Origin of the sequence: Nocardioides pantholopis (assembly GCF_003710085.1) — a bacterium.
In the GTDB taxonomy this organism is placed as follows: domain Bacteria; phylum Actinomycetota; class Actinomycetes; order Propionibacteriales; family Nocardioidaceae; genus Nocardioides; species Nocardioides pantholopis.
This window is the reverse complement of record NZ_CP033324.1, coordinates 2,885,269-2,903,853: the sequence shown is the minus strand read 5'-3', so window position 1 is coordinate 2,903,853 and position 18,585 is coordinate 2,885,269. Positions and strand designations below refer to the sequence as shown.

General features: G+C 72.2%; 17 protein-coding genes. 10 read left to right on the top strand and 7 right to left on the bottom strand.

Translation table 11 applies throughout. The features are described from left to right. The first annotated feature begins 33 nt into the window (after positions 1 to 33). Entirely contained in the window at positions 34 to 288 is a 255-nt protein-coding gene (locus EBO35_RS13945; protein WP_122818241.1) for a hypothetical protein, read from the top strand. A gap of 45 nt (positions 289 to 333) precedes the next feature. Here the strand turns inward: EBO35_RS13945 and EBO35_RS13940 are convergent, their stop codons facing one another. Continuing rightward, positions 334 to 2,130, bottom strand: coding sequence for an alkyl/aryl-sulfatase (locus EBO35_RS13940; protein WP_122818240.1), 1,797 nt, complete (start codon positions 2,128 to 2,130; stop codon positions 334 to 336). A 191-nt stretch (positions 2,131 to 2,321) separates the two neighbouring features. On the opposite strand from EBO35_RS13940, the gene EBO35_RS13935 reads away from it, so the two are divergent. The 5 genes from EBO35_RS13935 to EBO35_RS13915 all read left to right on the top strand — a co-directional run bounded on the left by EBO35_RS13935 (position 2,322) and on the right by EBO35_RS13915 (position 6,691). Then, a complete protein-coding gene (locus EBO35_RS13935; RefSeq protein WP_122818239.1) occupies positions 2,322 to 3,227 on the top strand; it encodes a DUF1838 family protein in 906 nt (301 codons plus the stop codon). A 221-nt stretch (positions 3,228 to 3,448) separates the two neighbouring features. Then, positions 3,449 to 4,711 (top strand): HNH endonuclease signature motif containing protein, encoded by a 1,263-nt coding sequence (locus EBO35_RS13930; RefSeq protein WP_122818238.1) that lies wholly within the window; start codon positions 3,449 to 3,451, stop codon positions 4,709 to 4,711. A gap of 237 nt (positions 4,712 to 4,948) precedes the next feature. Further along, positions 4,949 to 5,563: a superoxide dismutase family protein gene (locus EBO35_RS13925; protein WP_122818237.1), complete on the top strand. Its 615-nt coding sequence runs from the start codon at positions 4,949 to 4,951 to the stop codon at positions 5,561 to 5,563. A gap of 49 nt (positions 5,564 to 5,612) precedes the next feature. Beyond that, on the top strand, positions 5,613 to 6,086 hold the full coding sequence (locus EBO35_RS13920; protein ID WP_122819785.1) for an SRPBCC family protein: 474 nt from the start codon (positions 5,613 to 5,615) through the stop codon (positions 6,084 to 6,086). 134 nt (positions 6,087 to 6,220) lie between these two features. Further along, the gene (locus tag EBO35_RS13915; protein ID WP_122818236.1) at positions 6,221 to 6,691 is read left to right on the top strand and encodes a tRNA (cytidine(34)-2'-O)-methyltransferase; all 471 of its coding nucleotides are present in this window, start codon (positions 6,221 to 6,223) and stop codon (positions 6,689 to 6,691) included. Positions 6,692 to 6,706: 15 nt separating this feature from the next. Here the strand turns inward: EBO35_RS13915 and EBO35_RS13910 are convergent, their stop codons facing one another. After that, positions 6,707 to 8,344, bottom strand: coding sequence for an ABC-F family ATP-binding cassette domain-containing protein (locus EBO35_RS13910; RefSeq protein WP_122818235.1), 1,638 nt, complete (start codon positions 8,342 to 8,344; stop codon positions 6,707 to 6,709). A 281-nt stretch (positions 8,345 to 8,625) separates the two neighbouring features. Here EBO35_RS13910 and EBO35_RS13905 point away from each other — a divergent pair, with 281 nt between their 5' ends. Next, the gene (locus EBO35_RS13905; protein WP_122818234.1) at positions 8,626 to 11,217 is read left to right on the top strand and encodes a glycoside hydrolase family 3 C-terminal domain-containing protein; all 2,592 of its coding nucleotides are present in this window, start codon (positions 8,626 to 8,628) and stop codon (positions 11,215 to 11,217) included. Between the two features lie 21 nt (positions 11,218 to 11,238). Beyond that, positions 11,239 to 12,705 carry a right-handed parallel beta-helix repeat-containing protein gene (locus EBO35_RS13900; protein ID WP_122818233.1) on the top strand — a complete coding sequence of 489 codons (1,467 nt, stop codon included), beginning with the start codon at positions 11,239 to 11,241 and terminating at the stop codon, positions 12,703 to 12,705. A gap of 44 nt (positions 12,706 to 12,749) precedes the next feature. On the opposite strand, the gene EBO35_RS13895 is transcribed toward EBO35_RS13900, so the two are convergent. Both EBO35_RS13895 and EBO35_RS13890 read right to left on the bottom strand, forming a co-directional pair. Then, the gene (locus EBO35_RS13895; RefSeq protein ID WP_122818232.1) at positions 12,750 to 14,423 is read right to left on the bottom strand and encodes an MXAN_6640 family putative metalloprotease; all 1,674 of its coding nucleotides are present in this window, start codon (positions 14,421 to 14,423) and stop codon (positions 12,750 to 12,752) included. A 158-nt stretch (positions 14,424 to 14,581) separates the two neighbouring features. Further along, positions 14,582 to 14,980, bottom strand: coding sequence for an adenylyltransferase/cytidyltransferase family protein (locus tag EBO35_RS13890; protein ID WP_122818231.1), 399 nt, complete (start codon positions 14,978 to 14,980; stop codon positions 14,582 to 14,584). A gap of 44 nt (positions 14,981 to 15,024) precedes the next feature. Here EBO35_RS13890 and EBO35_RS13885 point away from each other — a divergent pair, with 44 nt between their 5' ends. Both EBO35_RS13885 and EBO35_RS13880 read left to right on the top strand, forming a co-directional pair. Next, positions 15,025 to 16,287, top strand: a complete 1,263-nt coding sequence (locus EBO35_RS13885) for a DUF445 domain-containing protein (protein WP_122818230.1) — start codon at positions 15,025 to 15,027, stop codon at positions 16,285 to 16,287. 154 nt (positions 16,288 to 16,441) lie between these two features. After that, positions 16,442 to 16,690 carry an RNA-binding S4 domain-containing protein gene (locus EBO35_RS13880; RefSeq protein WP_122818229.1) on the top strand — a complete coding sequence of 83 codons (249 nt, stop codon included), beginning with the start codon at positions 16,442 to 16,444 and terminating at the stop codon, positions 16,688 to 16,690. 34 nt (positions 16,691 to 16,724) lie between these two features. Here EBO35_RS13880 and EBO35_RS13875 read toward each other — a convergent pair whose 3' ends face one another. From EBO35_RS13875 to EBO35_RS13865, 3 genes are all read right to left on the bottom strand, one after another. Next, positions 16,725 to 17,093 carry an FKBP-type peptidyl-prolyl cis-trans isomerase gene (locus tag EBO35_RS13875; protein WP_122818228.1) on the bottom strand — a complete coding sequence of 123 codons (369 nt, stop codon included), beginning with the start codon at positions 17,091 to 17,093 and terminating at the stop codon, positions 16,725 to 16,727. Between the two features lie 54 nt (positions 17,094 to 17,147). Further along, the gene (locus EBO35_RS13870) at positions 17,148 to 17,579 is read right to left on the bottom strand and encodes a CBS domain-containing protein (protein ID WP_122818227.1); all 432 of its coding nucleotides are present in this window, start codon (positions 17,577 to 17,579) and stop codon (positions 17,148 to 17,150) included. Positions 17,580 to 17,673: 94 nt separating this feature from the next. Further along, the gene (locus EBO35_RS13865; protein ID WP_122818226.1) at positions 17,674 to 18,552 is read right to left on the bottom strand and encodes an inositol monophosphatase family protein; all 879 of its coding nucleotides are present in this window, start codon (positions 18,550 to 18,552) and stop codon (positions 17,674 to 17,676) included. Between the last annotated feature and the right edge of the window lie 33 nt (positions 18,553 to 18,585).

Genomic DNA, 18,585 nt, shown 5'->3' with positions numbered 1-18,585 from the left:
CGAGGCTCCCGTGGCAGCGTCGCCTGGCCTCGCTTGTCCTGGATCCTCTTCTGGGGAGTCTCGGTCCTCGCCCTCGGTGTCTGCATCGTCACGGCGGTGGCAACGGGCAGCCGGTCGAGCGCGGCGCTGGTCCTGGTGGGCGGTCTGATCGTGATCGGCGTCGCGGCCGCGCTCCTGGACTCCCTGGTCTCACCGCGCGACGGCAGCACATCCACGTCCTACGGCGCAGGAGGGCTGTGGGACGGCGGTGGCGGCACCGCGGGTCGTGACGGCGGGGATCGCCCGTAGAACACCCCCTGTCGGCGTACGCCTGTCTCGCCCGACAGGGGACGGTCAGGGTGTGACGATGGGGAAGGCCGGGTCGGGCTCGTCGACGAGACCGAGGATCGTGGACAGGACCGCGTGGTCGCCGTCGAGCTGGACGCCGTCGGTGCCGGCCCCTGCGACCAGGCCCAGCAGCTGGGCGTGGGTCAGGGTGACGGTGAGGTCGGCGGGTGCCGTGCGGGCCGTGGGGTAGTGGACGAGGGCTCCGTTGCTGAGCTCCATCCGGTACGTGGCTCCCGCGTCGGTGAGGTGCCACAGGACCGACGCGGTGGTCCCGGCGGCGCGGGGGCCGTCGATGCGGATCGCGACGGCGTCGAAGAGCTGGGTCGGGGTCATCGCCGCGGCCATCCCCGAGGCCGAGACGGGGGTGTCGGGGACCTGGCCGGTCAGCTCGCTGGCTCCGACGAGGTAGCAGTTGCGCCAGGTCGCGTTCTCGGCGCCGTACCCGAGCCGCGTCAGCACGGAGGCGAGGGTCTCGCGGGCCTCAGCGTCGTCCGGGGCGGCGAAGACCGCGTGGCCGGCGAGCTCGGCGGCGAATCTCAGGTCCCCGTCCTCGGCGTACCGACGGGCCCTCGCCAGGGTCTGCGCGACCCCGCCGAGCATGGCGACGTACCGCTCGGCCTGCGCCTCGGGCGGGTGCTGCCACAGGTGGGCGGGGTTGGCGTCGTACCAGCCGAGGTAGCGCTGGTAGATCGCCTTCACGTTGTGGCTGACCGAGCCGTAGTAGCCGTGCGTGTGCCACGCGTCGTCGAGCGAGGGCGGCAGCTCGATCATCTCGGCGATCTCGGTCCCGGTGTAGCCCTGGTTCATCAGCCGCAGGGTCTGGTCGTGCAGGTAGCAGTAGAGGTCGCGCTGCTGGGTGAGGAGCGTCGCGATCTCCTCGCGGCCCCAGGTCGGCCAGTGGTGCGAGGCGAACGCGACCTCGGACTGGGCGCCGAACAGCTCGGCCGCCTCGGCGATGTAGCGCGACCAGATCCGGGGGTCGCGGACCTGGGCGCCGCGCAGCGTCACCAGGTTGTGGAGGTTGTGGGTGACGTTCTCGGCCAGGCACAGGGCCCGCCGGTCGGGGAGGTGGAAGTTCATCTCGGCGGGTGCTTCGGTGCCGGGGGTGAGCTGGAAGACGATCCGGACGCCGTCGAGGATCGCCTCCTGCCCGGTCGCGACGATGTCGACGGTCGGCGCGAGCAGCCCCACCGATCCCGCCGACGCAGCGGGCCCGAGACCCATGCCGACCCGCCCGGTCGGCGAGAGCGGCAGGCCGGCTCCGCTGTAGTACATGCCGCGGCGCAGCATCGCGGTGCCGGCGTACACGTTCTCCGACACGGCGTGCTCGAGGAAGTGCTCGGGCGCCAGGATCGGGACGGACGTGTCCGGCGTGACGACGCCGAGGACACCGCCGAAGTGATCGATGTGGGCGTGGGTGTAGATGACGGCCGCCACCTCGCGCTCGCCGCGGTGGGCGCGGTACAGCGCGAGTGCTGCGGCCGCGGTCTCTGCGGAGATGAGCGGGTCGATCACGATCACGCCGTTGTCACTCTCGACGAAGGTGATGTTCGAGAGGTCGGCGCCCCGGACCTGGTAGATGCCGGAGGTGACCTCGAACAGTCCCTGGATCGCGGTCAGCTGGCCCTGCCGCCACAGGCTCGGGTTCACCGTGTCCGGGCAGTCCCCGGCGAGGCCGCTGCTGAACTCGTCGATGTCGAACACCACCCGGCCGTCCGCGGCCCGGATCACGCCGGGGTCGAGGCGGGCGATCAGCCCGCGCTCGGCGTTGTCGAAGTCCGTGCGGTCCGCGAAGTCCGGCATCCGTGCTCCCTCTCCGGTCCAGCTTTCCGGTCCAGCGGGCTCCGCCCGCCGACACCAGCCTGGAACGAGGGCGCGGCGGTGGGTTCACCCGAATCGGGCCATGAGCCGCAGCGGATCGGGTTCGTGGATCCCCGCCCCGGCCGCGCCCCGCGCTGCTAGCGTCCGGCCCGCTGCCTGCGAAGGAGTCCGCCGTGACCAGCTCCGTCCCGCTCGACCTCGCCGCGTCCCCGCGCGACAACCTCTACGCGTTCGGCAAGACCTGGGGGACCTTCGGCGAGGACCCGCTGATCTCGACGTTCCACGGCGCGATGTACGCCTCGATCGGGACCTCTCGGCTGCAGCCGCTGTTCGGGTACGCCGGCACCGGCATCACGAAGGTCCGGTTCGTCGGCGAAGGCGCCACCGAGCGCCTCCAGATGCGTGGCAAGGAGACCGGCTTCTTCTACGACCTGCGCACCGGCGAGGTCATCGAGACCTGGGACAACCCGTTCACCGGCGAGACGGTCGAGGTCTTCCCGTTCCTCAACGACCGGATCGGCGGCGAGCTCACCCTCGAGATGCCGAAGCTGTACGTCGGGGACGCCGAGGAGCACGGCGTCGCCATGAACGAGAACGTCGAGGCCGCCTCCGACGGGTCGCTGCCGTTCCTCCTGCCCTGGGCTGTGTACGGCGACGAGGTGCTGCTCGAGTGGGACTACGCCCACGAGTACCCCAACCCGGTCACCCCGTCGGGCTGGCCGAGGTCCTCGACCGGCGCGACGATCAACCCCTCGGAGCACTTCGTCATCTACACGTCCAAGCGTGAGCTCGAGGACCGCGACCTCGCCTCGGCGCACTTCCGCGCCGGGTTCTCCCGCGTCTCGCCGTTCTGGCCGTGGATGCGGATGGGCGGCTCGGGCCTGGAGGGCGGCGTGCTGACAGGCCGGCTGCACAGCCGCAAGACGATCCGCGGGCTCGACGACGTACCGCCGAAGATCCGGGCGTACACCGAGAAGCACCACCCCGACTACTTCGAGGCTGCGAAGGACTGGGATGTGTCCGGCCCGATCCTGTCGTCGTGGGAGGCCTACGCGCGCGCTACGCCGCCGGAGGCGTGAACCGTTCGATCACCTGGGGCCGGCCACGTTCTCGCCCGGGCATGGCGTGAGGGCTCCGGCCGGGCGTCGCCCGTGGTCAGCGGTGAGCCTGCCACCGTTTCGGTGCGGGAAATGGGTGCCAGCTCACCGCTGCCGCATGACTTCGCACGGTTGTCCACAGGACCTCTGACCTGCGGGAACAGCGATATGAACTGTCGGTGGTCGGTGGTGTAGTGGGTCAAATGACGGCAGCGTTCGCACCTCGATCCGGGGACCCGGTGGCCCGGGCGGTGGCGTGCGTGCACGAGGCGCTGGACGGGGTGGCCGAGGCTCCGGTGTGGTCGCTGGACGCGGCCGAGGCGGGTGTCGCGCTGCTGGAGCTGACGTCCGAGATCGCCCGGTTGCAGGAGCTGCGGCTCCGGGTCGCGGCCCACGCCCACACGGTCGAGGTGGGTGCGGCGGTCGGGGCGACGAGTACGGCGAACTGGTGGGCTCATGAGGCGCGGCTGACCCGCCCGGAGAGCCACCGGTTGATGCGGCTGGCCCGAGCGTTGGACACGCCGCGGCACGACCCCGTCCGGGAGGCGCTGGCCGCCGGCCGGGTTCACGTGGACCAGGCGCAGGTGGTCGTGGACGCGGTCGACGACCTTCCTGCGGAGTACGTCGACGAGGACACCCGGCTGCGGGCCGAGGAGTTCCTCCTGGGCCAGGCCCGTCACCACGACGCCATCGCGTTGCGCCGGCTGGGCAAGCGGCTGATCGAGGTCATCGCCCCTGAGCACGCCGACGCGGTCGAGGCCGCGCGGCTGGAGCGGGAGGAGGCCGCGGCCCGTGCCGCGGCCCGGTTGACGATGGCGGATGACGGGCACGGCAAGACTCACGGCCGGTTCACGATCCCGACCCACCATGCAGCGATGCTGCGCACTGCTTTGTTGGCGATCGCCGCGCCGAAGCACCAGCACGCCGTTCACGGTGCCGGAGCCGCCGAGCGGCGGCCGGGGCCGGAGCGGATGGGTCAGGCGTTCTGCGAGTACCTCGAGCGCTATCCCGCAGACCGGCTCCCCGAGGCAGGTGGGGTGGCGGCGACGATCGTGGTCACGATGGAGCTGGAGTCCCTGGTCGGCGGACTCCGGGCCGCGCACCTGGGCACCGGCGAGACCATCTCCGCCAGCGAGGCCCGCAGGCTCGCGTGTCAGGCCGGGATCGTCCCGGCCGTCCTCGACGGCGCCGGTCAGCCCCTCGACGTGGGCCGGACCCGGCGGCTGTTCACCAAGGCCCAGCGGATCGCGATGGCCCTACGAGACGGGGGCTGCACGGCCGAAGGATGCGACTGGCCCCCGGGCCTGTGTCACGGCCACCACGTCATCCCCTGGCACCTCGGCGGCGACACCAGCCTGGCCAACGGCCGGCTGCTCTGCCCCCGCCACCACGCCCGCGCCCACGACCCGGCGTACGAGACCCGGACCCTGCCCGGCGGGAAGATCGCCTTCCACCGACGCTGCTAAGTCGAGCACCGTTCGGGGCGCGTCAGTGCCTTCACCGCGGAAGTCGGAGCGCAGCCTGCTGTCCCCGAACCCTTGACAGCCCAGCGAGGCGGACGCACGGTCGTGGGTGAGAGGAGCGCCTGGCTGGCCGCCGGGCGTCGAAGGGCCCGAGCCCCGTCGAGGGGTCGTGGGTCCGGAGCCGCACCGCGTCCGGGGGCTGCGTCGACCATGCAGGGTTCACGGATGAGGTGACGACAGATGGGACGAACAAGCACACTCAGGCTCGCGATCGCGGGAATCGCGGCGCTGGTCCTGGTCGCTGGCGCGTTCGCCGCGAACGCCAGCAGCGGCGGCCGGGGCGGGGACCATCGGCACGGCAGCCACCAGGTCATGAAGGTGACGCTCCGCGGCGTCGACGGCGGCAAGGTCGGCACGGTCACGTTGCGGCAGACCCGCGGCCAGGTCGAGGTCCGCGGGGTCGTGCGCGGCCTGGCGCCCGGGTTCCACGGGTTCCACGTCCACGCGATCGGGGTGTGCGACGCCGACGCGCCGGACGGGCCGTTCACCACCGCCGGCGGGCACTACACCGGGGGGCTCCCGAACCACGGCGACCACGCCGGTGACCTGCCGTCGCTGCTGGTGACCGAGGACGGCCACGCGTTCTCGAGCTTCGTCACCGACCGGTTCAGGCTGGCCGATCTGCGTGACACCGACGGGTCCGCGGTGATGGTGCACGCGGGACGCGACAACTTCGCGAACATCCCCGACCGGTACACCGCCGGCGGCGTCCCCGGACCCGACGCGGCCACCCTCGCCACCGGCGACGCGGGGGCGCGGGCGGCGTGCGGCGTCATCCGCCCAGCGCGGAACTGACCCGGCGAGGCGGGGGAGGAGACCCTCGCTCCGTGACATGCTGCCGCGCATGCCCCAGGTCACAGCACAGGCGTGGGTGGCGGCCGACCCTGCCACGGCGTTCGCGGTCTCCCAGACGACCGGCGAGGTCCGGCTGGAGTGGGACCCGTTCATCCGGCACCAGCACCTGATCGACGCCGACCGGCCGGGCACGGGGGTCCGCACCCTGACCAAGGCGCGGGTCGGGCCGACGATGATCAGCCGGTACGTCTCCTACCGCCCGCCGACCTCGGTCGGCATGACGATGGAGAAGGGTCCGTGGTTCTTCGCGGCCTTCGGCGGCGGCTGGCGCTTCACGCCTGAGGACCGAGACGGGGTGGCCGGGACCCGCGCGGTGTGGAAGTACACCTGGTCGGCCCGGCCGTCCTGGCTGGGTCCACTCGCCGATCCGATCGGCCGATGGCTGCTGGGCCGGGAGATCCGGGCCCGGATCGCGGCGTTCGCCCGGGCCTGCGAGGACCCCGAGGTGCTCGGCGCCCTGTAGCGAGCAGCGCTCGGCAGTCGTGAGGCCGACCGAAGTGCTGACGTTCACAGGTCTGGTTCGGTCTCGCTCGCGCTCAGCGGTGAGCGTGGATCGCCCGTTGGCTCAGCACTTCGGCGGACCTGAGATAGTGGCGCGTGTTCCACGTGATGTTCCTCGAGCCCAGGATCCCGCCCAACACCGGGAACGCGATCCGGATGGTGGCCGGGACGGGGGCCACGCTGCACCTGATCGAGCCGCTCGGCTTCGACCTGGCCGAGCCGAAGCTGAAGCGCGCCGGGCTCGACTACCACGACCTCGCGTCGGTGGTGGTGCACCCGGACCTGGAGACGGCGCTGACCAGCGCGGACCTGGCCTCCTCGCGGGTGTTCGCCTTCACCGCCCACGCGAGCCGCTGGTACACCGACATCGCGTTCGAGCCGGGCGACGTGCTGCTCTTCGGGCCGGAGCCGACTGGGCTGCCGGACGAGGTGTTGGGCCAGCCCCGGGTGACCGAGCGGCTCCGGATCCCGATGGTGGCCGGCCGCCGGTCGCTGAACCTGTCGAACTCCGCGGCCGTGGTGACCTACGAGGCATGGCGCCAGCAGGGCTTCCCGGGCGCGCGGTAGGCCTTGGCCGGGCACTCAGCGGACGGATACCTGCCCGCCGCTGACCTCCCACCGCTGGTCGAGGCGCACGTTCTCCAGCAGCCGCCGGTCGTGGGAGACGAGGAGCAGGGCGCCGTCGTACTTCTCCAGGGCCTGCTCGAGCTGCTCGATCGCGGGCAGGTCCAGGTGGTTGGTGGGCTCGTCGAGGACCAGCAGGTTCACGCCGCGGGCCTGGAGCAACGCCATCGCGGCGCGGGTGCGCTCGCCGGGGGAGAGGCGGGCGACGAGGCTGCCGACCTGGTCGGCCTTGAGGCCGAACTTCGCCAGCAGGGTGCGGACCTCGGCCGCGGTCATCGCCGGTACGGCGGCCTCGAACGCGTCGCCGAGGGGGAGGTCCTCGGCCAGTCCGGTGCGGGCCTGGTCGATCTCGCCGATCGCGATGCTGGCGCCGAGCGAGGCGCGGCCGGAGTCCGGCGTATCCCGGCCCAGCAGGAGCCGCAGCAGCGTGGTCTTGCCGGCGCCGTTGGGTCCGGTGATGCCGATCCGGTCGCCGGCGTTGACCTGCGCGGAGACCGGGCCCAGCACGAAGTCGCCGCGGCGAGCGGTGGCGGCGTCCAGGGTGGCCACGACGCTGGAGGAGCGCGGGGCGGCGGCGATGTCGAACTGCAGCGTCCACTCCTTGCGCGGCTCCTCGACCTCCTCCAGGCGCGCGATCCGGGACTCCATCTGGCGCACCTTCTGGGCCTGCTTCTCCGAGGACTCGGCCTGCGCCTTGCGGCGGATCTTGTCGTTGTCCGGCGTCTTCTTCATCGCGTTGCGGACCCCCTGGGAGCTCCACTCCCGCTGGGTGCGGGCCCGGGAGACCAGGTCCGACTTCTTGTCCGCGAACTCCTCGTAGGCCTCGCGGGCGTGCCGGCGCGCGACCGCGCGCTCCTCCAGGAACGCGTCGTACCCGCCGTCGTAGACCGACACCTGGTGCTGGGCCAGGTCCAGCTCCACGATCCGGGTCACGCACCGCGCCAGGAACTCGCGGTCGTGCGAGACGAGTACGACGCCCGCGCGCAGGCCGCGGACGAACGACTCCAGCCGCTCCAGCCCGGCGAGGTCCAGGTCGTTGGTCGGCTCGTCGAGCAGCACCACGTCGAAGCGGCTGAGCAGCAGCGCCGCCAGCGCCACCCGGGCCGCCTGGCCACCGGACAGCGTCGTCATCAGCGCGTCCGGGCCGACGTCGAGGCCGAGCTCGCCGAGGGTCGCCGGGATCCGGTCGTCCAGGTCGGGCGCGCCGCTGGCCAGCCAGTGGTCCAGGGCCACGGCGTACGCGTCCCCGGCCCCGGGGTCGTCGGACTCCAGTGCCGCCGCGGTCGCCTCCATGGCGGCGGTCGCCGCCGCCGCACCGGTACGACGGGCCAGGTAGCCGGCGACGGTCTCGCCGGGGACCCGCTCGTGCTCCTGGGGCAGCCAGCCCACGAACGCATCCGACGGCGCCGTGCTGACAGTGCCCGCCATCGGGGTGTCCGCGCCGGCCAGCAGCCGCAGCAGCGTGGACTTGCCGGCGCCGTTGGCGCCGACCACCCCGACCACGTCGCCGGGCGCGACCGTCAGGTCCAGGTGTTCGAAGAGGACGCGGTGCCCGTGGCCGCCGGCCAGGTCCTTCGCGACGAGGGTGCCACTCACCGCCGCATCGTAGTCGGGCTCCTCAGTGCGGCGGCACGACGGTCACCCCGACGACAGCGGGGTCTCGCTGAGGGCGGCTCCGGGGCCCGAGGTGGGGGGCTTGAAGTCGTTCCGCGAGCGGCGCATGCTGAGTGATTCCCCTCACACCCCTCTACGGATCGGGCCGTAGCCATGAAACGAACAGCTGTCAGCGCCATCACCGCAATCGCCGTCACGGTGGCGACCCTCGGGCCACCGTCGGCGTCCAGCAACCATCCGCGGCGCAGGAGGAGCTGCCGTGGATGAACACCAGCCTTCCAGCGGAGCGACGAGCCGATCTGCTGATCGACGCGATGACCCTGGACCAGAAGCTCGAGCAGATCTTCAACCGCCCCGTCTACAACGAGGACCTCGACGACGGGGACCCGGACAACGGCGTGGGCTGCGACTTCACACTGATCGGCCGCCACATCGAGGGCATCCCCGAGCTGGCGATCCCCGACTTCCGGATGGCCAACGGCGGCACCGGCATCCGGGGCGGCGACTGCCTCCCCGAGCCGACCGCTACCGCGCTGCCGGCCCAGATCTCCTCGGCGGCGACGTTCAACCGCGAGATGAACCTGAACTGGGGGCGGGTGCTCGACGTGGAGCTGCGGGCCTGGGCGCACCAGGTGCTGTGGGGGCCGGTGCTGAACCTGATCCGCACGCCGTACGGCGGGCGCAACAACGAGTTCTTCAGCGAGGACCCGTACCTGACCGGCGCGCTCGGGTCGCAGATCATCCGCGGCATCCAGGAGCGCAGGGTGAGCCAGGCGACTGCCAAGCACTTCGTCGCCAACGACTCGGAGTTCCAGTTCGAGCGGTGGACCGCGGCCATCCGGGTCCCCTCGCGGGCGATGCACGAGCTCTACCTGCTGCCCTTCGAGATGGCCGTCAAGGACGCCGACGTCGCCTCGGTGATGTGCGCCTACGGCTACGTGAACTTCAGCTACAACTGCGACAGCAAGCCCCTGCTGCGCGAGACCCTGCGCCAGAAGTGGGGCTTCGACGGATACGTCTTCTCCGACCGGCGCGCCCAGCAGAGCACGGTGCCCTCGATCCTCGCCGGCACCGACGTCGAGGTCGACGAGGCGCCGGAGTGGTACCAGCCCGACCTGGTGAAGGCCGCGATCAGGAACGGTGAGGTCACCGAGGCCGACATCGACGACATGCTGCGCGAGCGCTACATCAAGATGTTCGAGTACGGCGACTTCGACGACCCGCACACGGAGTTCACCTGGGACCAGCTCGAGGACGAGATCGTCCCGGGCGGCACCCACGCCCAGGTCGCCAAGGACGCTGCCGAGGAGAGCCTGGTGCTGCTGCGCAACGAGCGCCGGATCCTTCCGCTCAACGCCGAGGCGATCGACTCGGTGGCGCTGATCGGCGCCAGGTGGTTCGCCGGCGAGGCCACGCTGCCGCCGCGCAGCGGCGACCGCAACAACAACGTCTCGGTCAACGCGCCGTACGAGGTCACTCCCAGGCAGGGCCTGCAGAACGTCCTCGGCTCGCTCGGCTCCGATGCCACGGTCACCTACAACAACGGCAACGACATCGACAGCGCCGTCGCGCTGGCCGAGAGGTCCGACGTGACCATCCTGATGCTCGGTGACGTCGCCCGCGAGACGTGGGACAAGAACAGCAACTGGCAGGACGAGAACCCCAGCGGTGGGACCTCCGGAGCCGGCAACGAGGTGCCGGACCTGGACCTGCCGACGGTGACGGGGACCAACCAGCAGCAGCTGGCCCCGGCCGTGCTCGACGCCGTCCCGAACACCGTCACGGTGCTGAAGACGCAGGGTCAGGTGAACATGCCGTGGATCGACAAGGTCGACACCCTGGTGGAGGCCTGGTATCCGGGCCAGGAGGACGGCAACGTCGTGGCGGAGGCCCTGTTCGGGGTCAACAACTTCTCGGGCAAGCTGCCGGTGACCTTCGGGAAGACCGACCGGGAGGCGGCCTACCAGACCCAGGAGCAGTACCCGGGCTACAAGGAGGACACGGGGGTGCCCGGTGGCATCGGCCGTGACCCGATCCCCGGCGAGCCGCAGCGGGTCGTCCGCTACACCGAGGGCCTGAAGATGGGCTATCGGTGGTACCAGGCGACCGGCACCCAACCGCTGTTCCCGTTCGGCTACGGCCAGTCCTACACGACCTTCGGCTACAGCAACCTCGACGTGGCGGAGGTTCGTCGGAACAGGCGGCAGACCGGTCTGCGGGTCAGCTACACGGTGACCAACACCGGCAACGTCGCCGGCAAGGAGGCCTCGCAGGTCTACCTGAGGCTCCCGCGGGAGGCCCGCGAGGACTTCAACCGCCTGGTCGGCTTCGAGAAGGTCAACCTCGCCCCCGGCGAGAGCAGGCGCGTCTCGGTCGTCCTCGATGCCGACGCCGCCAACCACCCGCTCTCCTACTTCCACCCCGACGACCCCGACGACCTGAGGAAGTGGGCGGACGGGGAGTGGCGGACGCCGAAGGGCTCCTTCACCGTGTCCGTCGGCGGATCCTCGGAGAGCACCCCGCTGAGGCAGACGGTGCCGGTGGAGATCGGCAAGATCACCAAGGCGAACTCGCGGATCCAGAAGCCGACCGTGCGCCCGAAGCCCCTGACGCCGAACCGCCGGGCCCGCATCACCTTCCGGGTCGTCTCCGGCGGGGAGCCCGCCACGGGCAGGGTCCTGGTCAAGAGGCGCGGCGCGGTGATCGGCCGCGACACCCTCAACAACCGGGGCATCGCGCGGGTGCGGATCTCCAGGCTCAAGGCCGGCACCCACCGGCTGCGGCTCGTCTACACCGGCTCGGAGGAGTCCAAGCGTGCCACCAGGACGCTGGTGGTCCGGGTGCGGAGGAGGTAGCGCAGGCACCCGGGGCGCCGGGTGTCGACCCTTCGGCGGTGCGGGATCGTCGTCTCGCTGCTTGCGGTCCCATTGGCCGCCTGCACCGGGGACGGTCCCGCATCGCCGCGTGCCACGCCCGAGCCGACCGGCGCCTCCCGGGTCGAGCCCAGGGCCGGCCTGGTCGACGACGAGGGGACTCCCGTCGAGGTGCCCGTGCCGGCCCGGCCCACCGGGACGTCCCACGACGTCACGGACCTGGGGGCCGACCCGGAGCCCGGGACAGGGGACGACGCTCCCGCCATCCGGGAGGCACTGGCCGCCGCGCGGGCGGGCGACGAGGTGGTCCTCCCTGCCGGGGTCTACGACCTGAGGTCCGCCGACCCCGACGACGGGGACGCGAACCTGCTGCTCGCCGACGACGTGTGGCTGCGGGGTGCCGGGCCCGGGGCGACGGTGCTCCGTACGTCGTTCGACGGGGAGGACGACAGCGCCGTCGTGCGCGGTGAGGGCGTCGAGAACGCCGCCGTCAGCGGCCTCACGATCACCTCGGCGTACGACGGGGAGCTCGGCACCGACCCCGACGAGGAGGGGCCCGGGGGAGGCCCGATGTACGGCGTGCAGATCGGCGAGGACGACGGCGAGGGCAGCCGGCGGGTGCTCGTCGAGGACGTCTCCGTCGAGCGGTTCCAGCGTCACGGCATCACGGTCAAGGCCAGTCGTCAGGTGACCGTGACCGGCTGCCGGGTCGCCGACGCGACCAGCGTCGGTCCCGGAGGGTCCGGCTACGGCATCGCGGTCGAGGGCAGGGCGGACCAGCGCGACCCCGACGCGGGCAACGACTCGCGGCACAACGTGGTCGTGGGCAACCGGCTGGACGGCACCCACCTGCGCCACGGCGTCCTGCTGCAATTCCCCACCCACCACAACCTGGTCGCCGACAACGTCATCGACGGAGGCGTCCTGGACGCCATCGACCTGCACGGCGAGGGCGAGTACCTCAACGAGATCCGCGACAACACGGTCACCGGTGTCGATGCCGCCGCGGTCGCGCTGGGCAACTCCGGCGGCGAGGAGAACCCGCACGACGCCAGCGGCGAGGGGAACTGGGTCCACGGCAACCGCCTGGTCGGCAACGAGCGGGGTGTGCTGGTCATCCTCGGCACCCCCGACACCCTCGTCGAGGGCAACGAGATCGTCGGGCGCGACGACTCCGTGGCGGGCATCGAGCTGCGCAACGCACCGGGGACGGTGGTCCGCGACAACACGGTCACCGGCGACGACGGGGACTTCTGGGCGATCCTGGTGGCCGAGGACGACGGCGCGGACGGCCGGGGCGCCGGCGCCGCCACCGACGTGCTCATCGCCGACAACCGGCTCACCGGCGCCGGGAACGGGATCGACGTCCAGGCCGGGAGCGACATCGAGGTCGCCGGCAACGAGGTCGACGTCGACGGCACGCCGTGGCAGGTCGGCGAGGGGGCCGAGGTCGACGGTGCTCCACCGTGAACCTCGTTCAGGTCGACCTGGTCACGCCCGCGACGGCCGCCGCGTCAGCGGCGTACGGCGGTGACGCCGAGGCGGAACTTCGCCCGGTCGTCGCGGGGCGCGCCCAGGCAGCTGTAGAGGCGGGATGCGGTGGCGGCGTCCAGGGCTCCGCAGCGGTAGCGGGTCGAGGCGTTCACCAGGGCCACGGTGACGCCCTTGACCTGCCCGCGGCCGAAGGCCACCCGGGCGGTGCCGGTGCCCTTCTTGTTCAGCCTGACGACCTTGCGGGCGACCCCGCCGCCGCGCTTCTTCACCAGCACCACGGCGCTCGGGGCCGCGGCGCGGCCGGGGCCGTCGACGCGCACCTTCAGCGCCCACCGCTTGCCGCGCAGGCTCGCCGCCGGCTTCACCCGGACGTTGGCTGAGGCCAGGTGGTTGACCCGGACCTTGACCGCGGCGGACTTCCGCTTGGCGGTCAGGCGCCGGGTCGCGGACGCCTTGGGGGACGGCCAGGCCGATCCCTCGCGGTAGGACCGGGCGGGCGTCAGGTTGGCCGACACGAAGCTCCGGTACGCCTTCGCGATGCCGCCCTTCTTGGCCAGTGCGGCGTCGATGGCCCGCACCGAGTACAGGTTGCGGGTCGCGGTCGGGGTGGCCCGCTCCCAGACCTTGCGCACGATGCCGCGGCCGTGCTTCTGGCTCAGGTGCTCCCAGAACGCCCAGTTGCCGTACTGGTTGAAGCCGCCGTAGCGCGACCAGGTGTCGAGCGCCTGCCCGGGACGGCGGACCTGGCTGAAGCGCAGGTACTGCCGGTTGTCGTTGATCGCGTCGGCGAACCGCTCCTCGACCCAGGCGGCGGTGGACTCCAGCATCCAGCGGTCCTCGAGCGCGTCGTAGGCGTACTGGACGGCGTGGAAGTACTCGTGGACAGCTGTCACCTTGAGCACCTCGGCGGGGTTGCCGCCGTACTGCCAGGTCGCGAAGTCGTTGTCGAGCACGCAGTAGGCGATGGCCTGCGAGCCCCGGCGGGCCTCCTGGGCGCAGTAGCCGTAGATGCCGCTGCTGCCGAGGTCCTTGAGGTAGACGTCGAACCGGGCGTCGCCGCCGTCGTTGGCCAGCACCTCGTCGGTGAGCGGGCGCCGGTAGCCCAGGGTGCCGGTCACGAACTGGTCGACCTGGCCCATTGTGCTCAGCGTGCTCTGGACCCAGGCGGGGCTCGGCGGGGCGTCGGCGGTCGAGGTGACGTAGTGCACGCAGAAGGCGGCGCTGCACGAGCGGGAGGACGGCACCGTGTAGCCGAACCGCTGGGGGTCCCCGGCTCCGTCGGTGGGGCGGGCAAGGATCGCCTCGGCGCGGGCCCGGTCCTTGCCGCGCAGCAGCGGGACGGCGGCGAACAGGTCACGCATCACCAGCGAGGCCTCGACCGGCGTGGCGGCCACGGGCCCGTCTTCGGCGGCGGCGACCGCCTCGCCCTCGATCAGCTCGGTCGCGGTCTCCAGCGCGGTCTGGGCCTCGGCAGCGGTCACCGGTACGTCGGGCACGGCCTCGGTCGGCAGCTGCGCCGGCACGCCAGCCGGGACGGTCGCGGGCGGCTCGGTCGGGGTGACGGGATCGAGCGCGGCGACGGTGCCGATCGGCGTGAGGCCCGGCTCTGCTGCACTCGCGGAGCCCGCGGCGGTCAGCGGCAGCAGGCTGGCGGCGGTCAGCGCGACCAGGACGGCGGCTGCGGTGCGGCGCATGCGTGAGGTTCCTCTGCGTGGTGCGGTCGGCCCCGAGCCCGGCGCCGCTGTCCGCCTGGCATCCTGCCACCGGCGGCGGCCCGATCCCAAGACACCGGCCCGCCCGGCGCGCCCCCGGGAGGGGGCAGGTCAGCCCGGATCAGCCCGGGTCAGCCAGATCAGAACGTCGCCGAGATCTTCTCGATCAGGGCCGTGGTCGAGATCGCCGGCGTACGGGTGAGGTAGACGACCTCGCAGATGTCGCGGAACTCGTCGAACCGGCCGGCCCAGTCGTCACCCATGACCAGCACGTCCGCGGCGTACTTGGTGATGTAGTCGCGCTTGAGCTCGAGGCTCTCCTCGACGAACACCTCGTCGACCGGCTTCAGCGCCGCGACGATCGCCAGCCGCTCGGCCTGGCTGAAGACCGGCTCGCGACCCTTCTTGCGCAGGTTGAGCGCGTCGGCGGAGACCCCGACGACGAGCCGGTCGCCCAGCGCGGCGGCTCGCTCGATCACCTTGAGGTGCCCGACGTGGAAGACGTCGAAGGTGCCGAAGGTGATCACGGTGCGCGACATGCGGGAGATTCTGGCACCAACCGGGCGTCGGCAAGAATCACCGCGTGGCGACCATCGACATGATCACCGGGGACCCGGCAGCCGACGAGGTGCGCCGGCGGGCGCTGCGACAGATGCGGACGGTGGCGGTCTCACTGCTGCTCTTCGCGGCCGCCGTGTACGCCGTGACGCTGGGGGAGGACGGCTTCCTCGGGTTCGTCAACGCCGGCGCCGAGGCGTCGATGGTGGGCGCGATCGCTGACTGGTTCGCGGTGACCGCGCTGTTCCGCCACCCCCTCGGCCTGCCGATCCCGCACACCGCGCTGATCCCCAAGCGCAAGGACCAGCTCGGGCAGGGGCTGCAGGAGTTCGTGGGCGAGAACTTCCTGCACGAGGACATCATCCGCGAGCGGGTGCTGGCCGCGGAGCCCTCGCTGCGGGTCGGCCGCTGGCTCGAGGACCCGGACCATGCCCGCCGGGTCGTCGACGAGGCCGCGGTGGTCGTCTCGGCCGCGCTGCGCCGGGTGCGCGACGAGCACGTGGAGTCCCTGGTGCGCGACGCGCTGGTGCCGCGCTTCCACGAGGAGCCGATCGCGCCGCTGCTGGGCAGCCTGCTCTCGGAGACGCTGCACGACAACCTGCACCAGGGTCTGGTCGACCTGACGCTCTCCGAGCTGCACGACTGGCTGGTCGACAACCCCGACACGGTCATCGAGGTGCTGGGGGAGCGGGCGCCGTGGTGGACCCCGCCGGTCCTCAACGACCGGGTGGCCGCCCGGATCCACGTGGAGCTGGTCCGGTGGGTGCGCGACATCCGCGACGACCCGCGCCACCAGGCCCGGCAGGCCCTGGACTCGATGCTGGAGCAGCTGGCCCGCGACCTGCTCGAGGACCCCGAGACTCAGGAGCGCACCGAGCGGCTCAAGGAGCGGCTGCTCGACCACCCGCAGGTCATCGCCTCCGCCGTCTCGCTGTGGAACGCCCTGCGCCGCGCCCTCACCACGTCGCTGGCCGACCCCGAGGGCATGGTCCGCAGCCGCGCGCTGGTCGAGCTGCAGTCCTTCGCCCGCCGCCTGGTCGCCGAGAAGTCGCTGCGCGACCGGCTCGACGGCCTCGGTGCCGACGCGGCCGTCTTCGCCGTCGAGCGGTACGGCGAGGAGGTGACCGCTGTCATCACCCACACCATCGAGCGCTGGGACGGCAAGGAGGCGGCGCGCCGCATCGAGCTGCACGTCGGCCGCGACCTGCAGTTCATCCGGATCAACGGCACGATCGTGGGCGGGCTGGTCGGGGTGCTGATCCACACCATCAGCGTGCTGGTCCACTAGGTGTCCTGAGCGCGCCCGGCATGGCCCGGGCGCGTGCTCAGCGGTGAGCCTGCCACGGTTCGAGGCGCGGAAACGGTGGCCAGGTCACCGCTGGCCAGGGCCGGGCCGGGGCCGCGAGGGTGCTCCCGCGGTGGGCGTGCGAGAGGATGGGGGCGTGACCCCCGAGCCGTTCGACGTCCCCATCCGCGACGAGTCGATCCGACTCGGCCAGTTCCTCAAGCTCGCCAACCTGGTGGAGTCGGGGGCGGAGGCCAAGCCGCTGATCGCGGAGGGCCGGGTCCTGGTCAACGGCGAGGTGGAGACCCGTCGCGGGCGTCAGCTGGCCAAGGGCGACGTCGTCACGCTCGGCCCGCAGGCGGCGCGGGTCTCCGACGAGTCGGCGCCCGACAACCTGCCCTGGTGACCCGGCGCGCCTGCGCGCGCCGGGCCGAGAAACATCAGGAGACGCCGAGCAGGTCCACGACGAAGATCAGGGTCTCGCCGGGCTTGATGGCGCCCGGGGCGCCGCGGTCGCCGTACGCGAGGTGCGGCGGGATCACGAGCTGGCGGCGGCCGCCGACCTTCATGCCCTGCACGCCGGTGTCCCAGCCGGCGATGACCTGGCCGGCGCCGAGCCGGAAGCGCAGCGGCTGGCCGCGGTCGTAGGAGGCGTCGAACTGCTCGCCGGTGGAGTGCGCGACGCCGACGTAGTGGACCGATACGGTCTGGCCGGCGGTGGCCTCGGGGCCCTCGCCCACGGTGATGTCGGTGACGACCAGGTCGGTCGGGGCTTCGAAGTCAGGGAAGTCGATCTCGGGCTTGTCCATGCGACCAGCCTAGGGCCGCCCGGTCTGGGCCGGCCCGGGGGCGGGGCCGGGGCCTCAGGTCTGGTGGAGGTAGCTGTCGAGCTGGTCGCGCTCGAACTGCAGCTGCCCGATCTTGTGCTTGACCAGGTCGCCGATGCTGACGATGCCGACGAGGCCGCCGCCGTCGACGACCGGGAGGTGGCGGACCCGGCGCTCGGTCATGGTCTGGAGCACCGCGTCGAGGTCGTCGCGGGGTGCGCAGGTCTCGACGCTGCTGGTCATGATCGCGCCGACTGTGTTGTTCAGGACTGTGCCGTCGAGGTGCAGCCGGCGTACGACGTCGCGCTCGCTGACGATGCCGGCGATGGCGTCGGCCGGGGAGCTGACCACGACCGCGCCGATGTTGCGCTCGGCGAGCACGGCGAGCAGCTCGCGGACGCCGGTCTCGGGGCCCACCGTGACGACCTCGGTCGCGGCCTTGGCATGCAGGACGTCCTCGATGTGCATCGCCGCTCCTCCGGGCTCGGGACCGTGCGCAGGTCGCCGTTGGCCCGACCGTAGCGCCGGGTGGCGACGCTGGCCAGACCCCTTCCGCAGCGGTTCAGTCCTCCCGCGGCCGGCTCGGGCGCAGCTGGGAGACCGAGCCGGGGCCGTGGCTGCGCGAGTCCGGATCGTCCTCGTCGTGCGGCATCGAGGCCAGGAACGCCAGCGCCGCCTCGTGGAGGTGCCCGTTGGACGCGATCGCGTTGCCGCCCCACGGGCCGTCGGCGCCGTCGAGGGAGGTGAACCGGCCACCGGCCTCGCGCACGATCACGTCCAGCGCGGCCATGTCGTAGACCTCGAGCTCCGGCTCGGCGGCCAGGTCGACGGCCCCCTCGGCGAGCAGCATGTAGGACCAGAAGTCGCCGTACGCGCGCGTGCGCCAGCAGCGGCGGGTCAGTGCCAGGAAGTCGTCGAGCTGGCCGCGGTCCTCCCACCCGGACAGCGAGGAGTAGGACAGCGAGGCGTCCTCGAGACGGCGTACGTCGGAGACGTGGCAGGCCGTCGCCTTGAGCAGGGACCGCCCGGTCCAGGCGCCGTTGCCCTTCGAGGCCCACCAGCGCCGCTGCAGCTGCGGGGCCGAGACCACGCCGAGCACGACCTCGTCGTCGACGACCAGCGAGATCAGCGTCGCCCAGACCGGCACGCCGCGCACGAAGTTCTTGGTGCCGTCGATCGGGTCGACCACCCAGCGCCGCTGGCTGTGGCCGGTCGAGCCCTGCTCCTCGCCGGTGACGGCGTCGCGGGAGCGGACCCGCGACAGCGTGCGGCGGATGCCCTCCTCGACGGCCTGGTCGGCGTCGGTCACCGGAGTGAGGTCGGGCTTGCTCATCACGTGCAGGTCGAGCGCCTTGAACCGCCCCGTGGTGAGCGAGTCGGCGTCGTCGGCGAGGACGTGGGCGAGGCGCAGATCGTCGGTGAAGTCGGTGGACACGGGCACAGGCTACGTTCAGCCGCTTGGTTTAACGTTCAC

Coding starts and splice junctions, on each gene's coding strand:
- EBO35_RS13895 (WP_122818232.1), bottom strand. CDS start 14,423: ATGCGCCGCACCGCAGCCGCCGTCCTGGTCGCGCTGACCGCCGCCAGC.
- EBO35_RS13925 (WP_122818237.1), top strand. CDS start 4,949: ATGGGACGAACAAGCACACTCAGGCTCGCGATCGCGGGAATCGCGGCG.
- EBO35_RS13920 (WP_122819785.1), top strand. CDS start 5,613: ATGCCCCAGGTCACAGCACAGGCGTGGGTGGCGGCCGACCCTGCCACG.
- EBO35_RS13875 (WP_122818228.1), bottom strand. CDS start 17,093: ATGGACAAGCCCGAGATCGACTTCCCTGACTTCGAAGCCCCGACCGAC.
- EBO35_RS13930 (WP_122818238.1), top strand. CDS start 3,449: ATGACGGCAGCGTTCGCACCTCGATCCGGGGACCCGGTGGCCCGGGCG.
- EBO35_RS13905 (WP_122818234.1), top strand. CDS start 8,626: ATGAACACCAGCCTTCCAGCGGAGCGACGAGCCGATCTGCTGATCGAC.
- EBO35_RS13940 (WP_122818240.1), bottom strand. CDS start 2,130: ATGCCGGACTTCGCGGACCGCACGGACTTCGACAACGCCGAGCGCGGG.
- EBO35_RS13890 (WP_122818231.1), bottom strand. CDS start 14,980: ATGTCGCGCACCGTGATCACCTTCGGCACCTTCGACGTCTTCCACGTC.
- EBO35_RS13870 (WP_122818227.1), bottom strand. CDS start 17,579: ATGCACATCGAGGACGTCCTGCATGCCAAGGCCGCGACCGAGGTCGTC.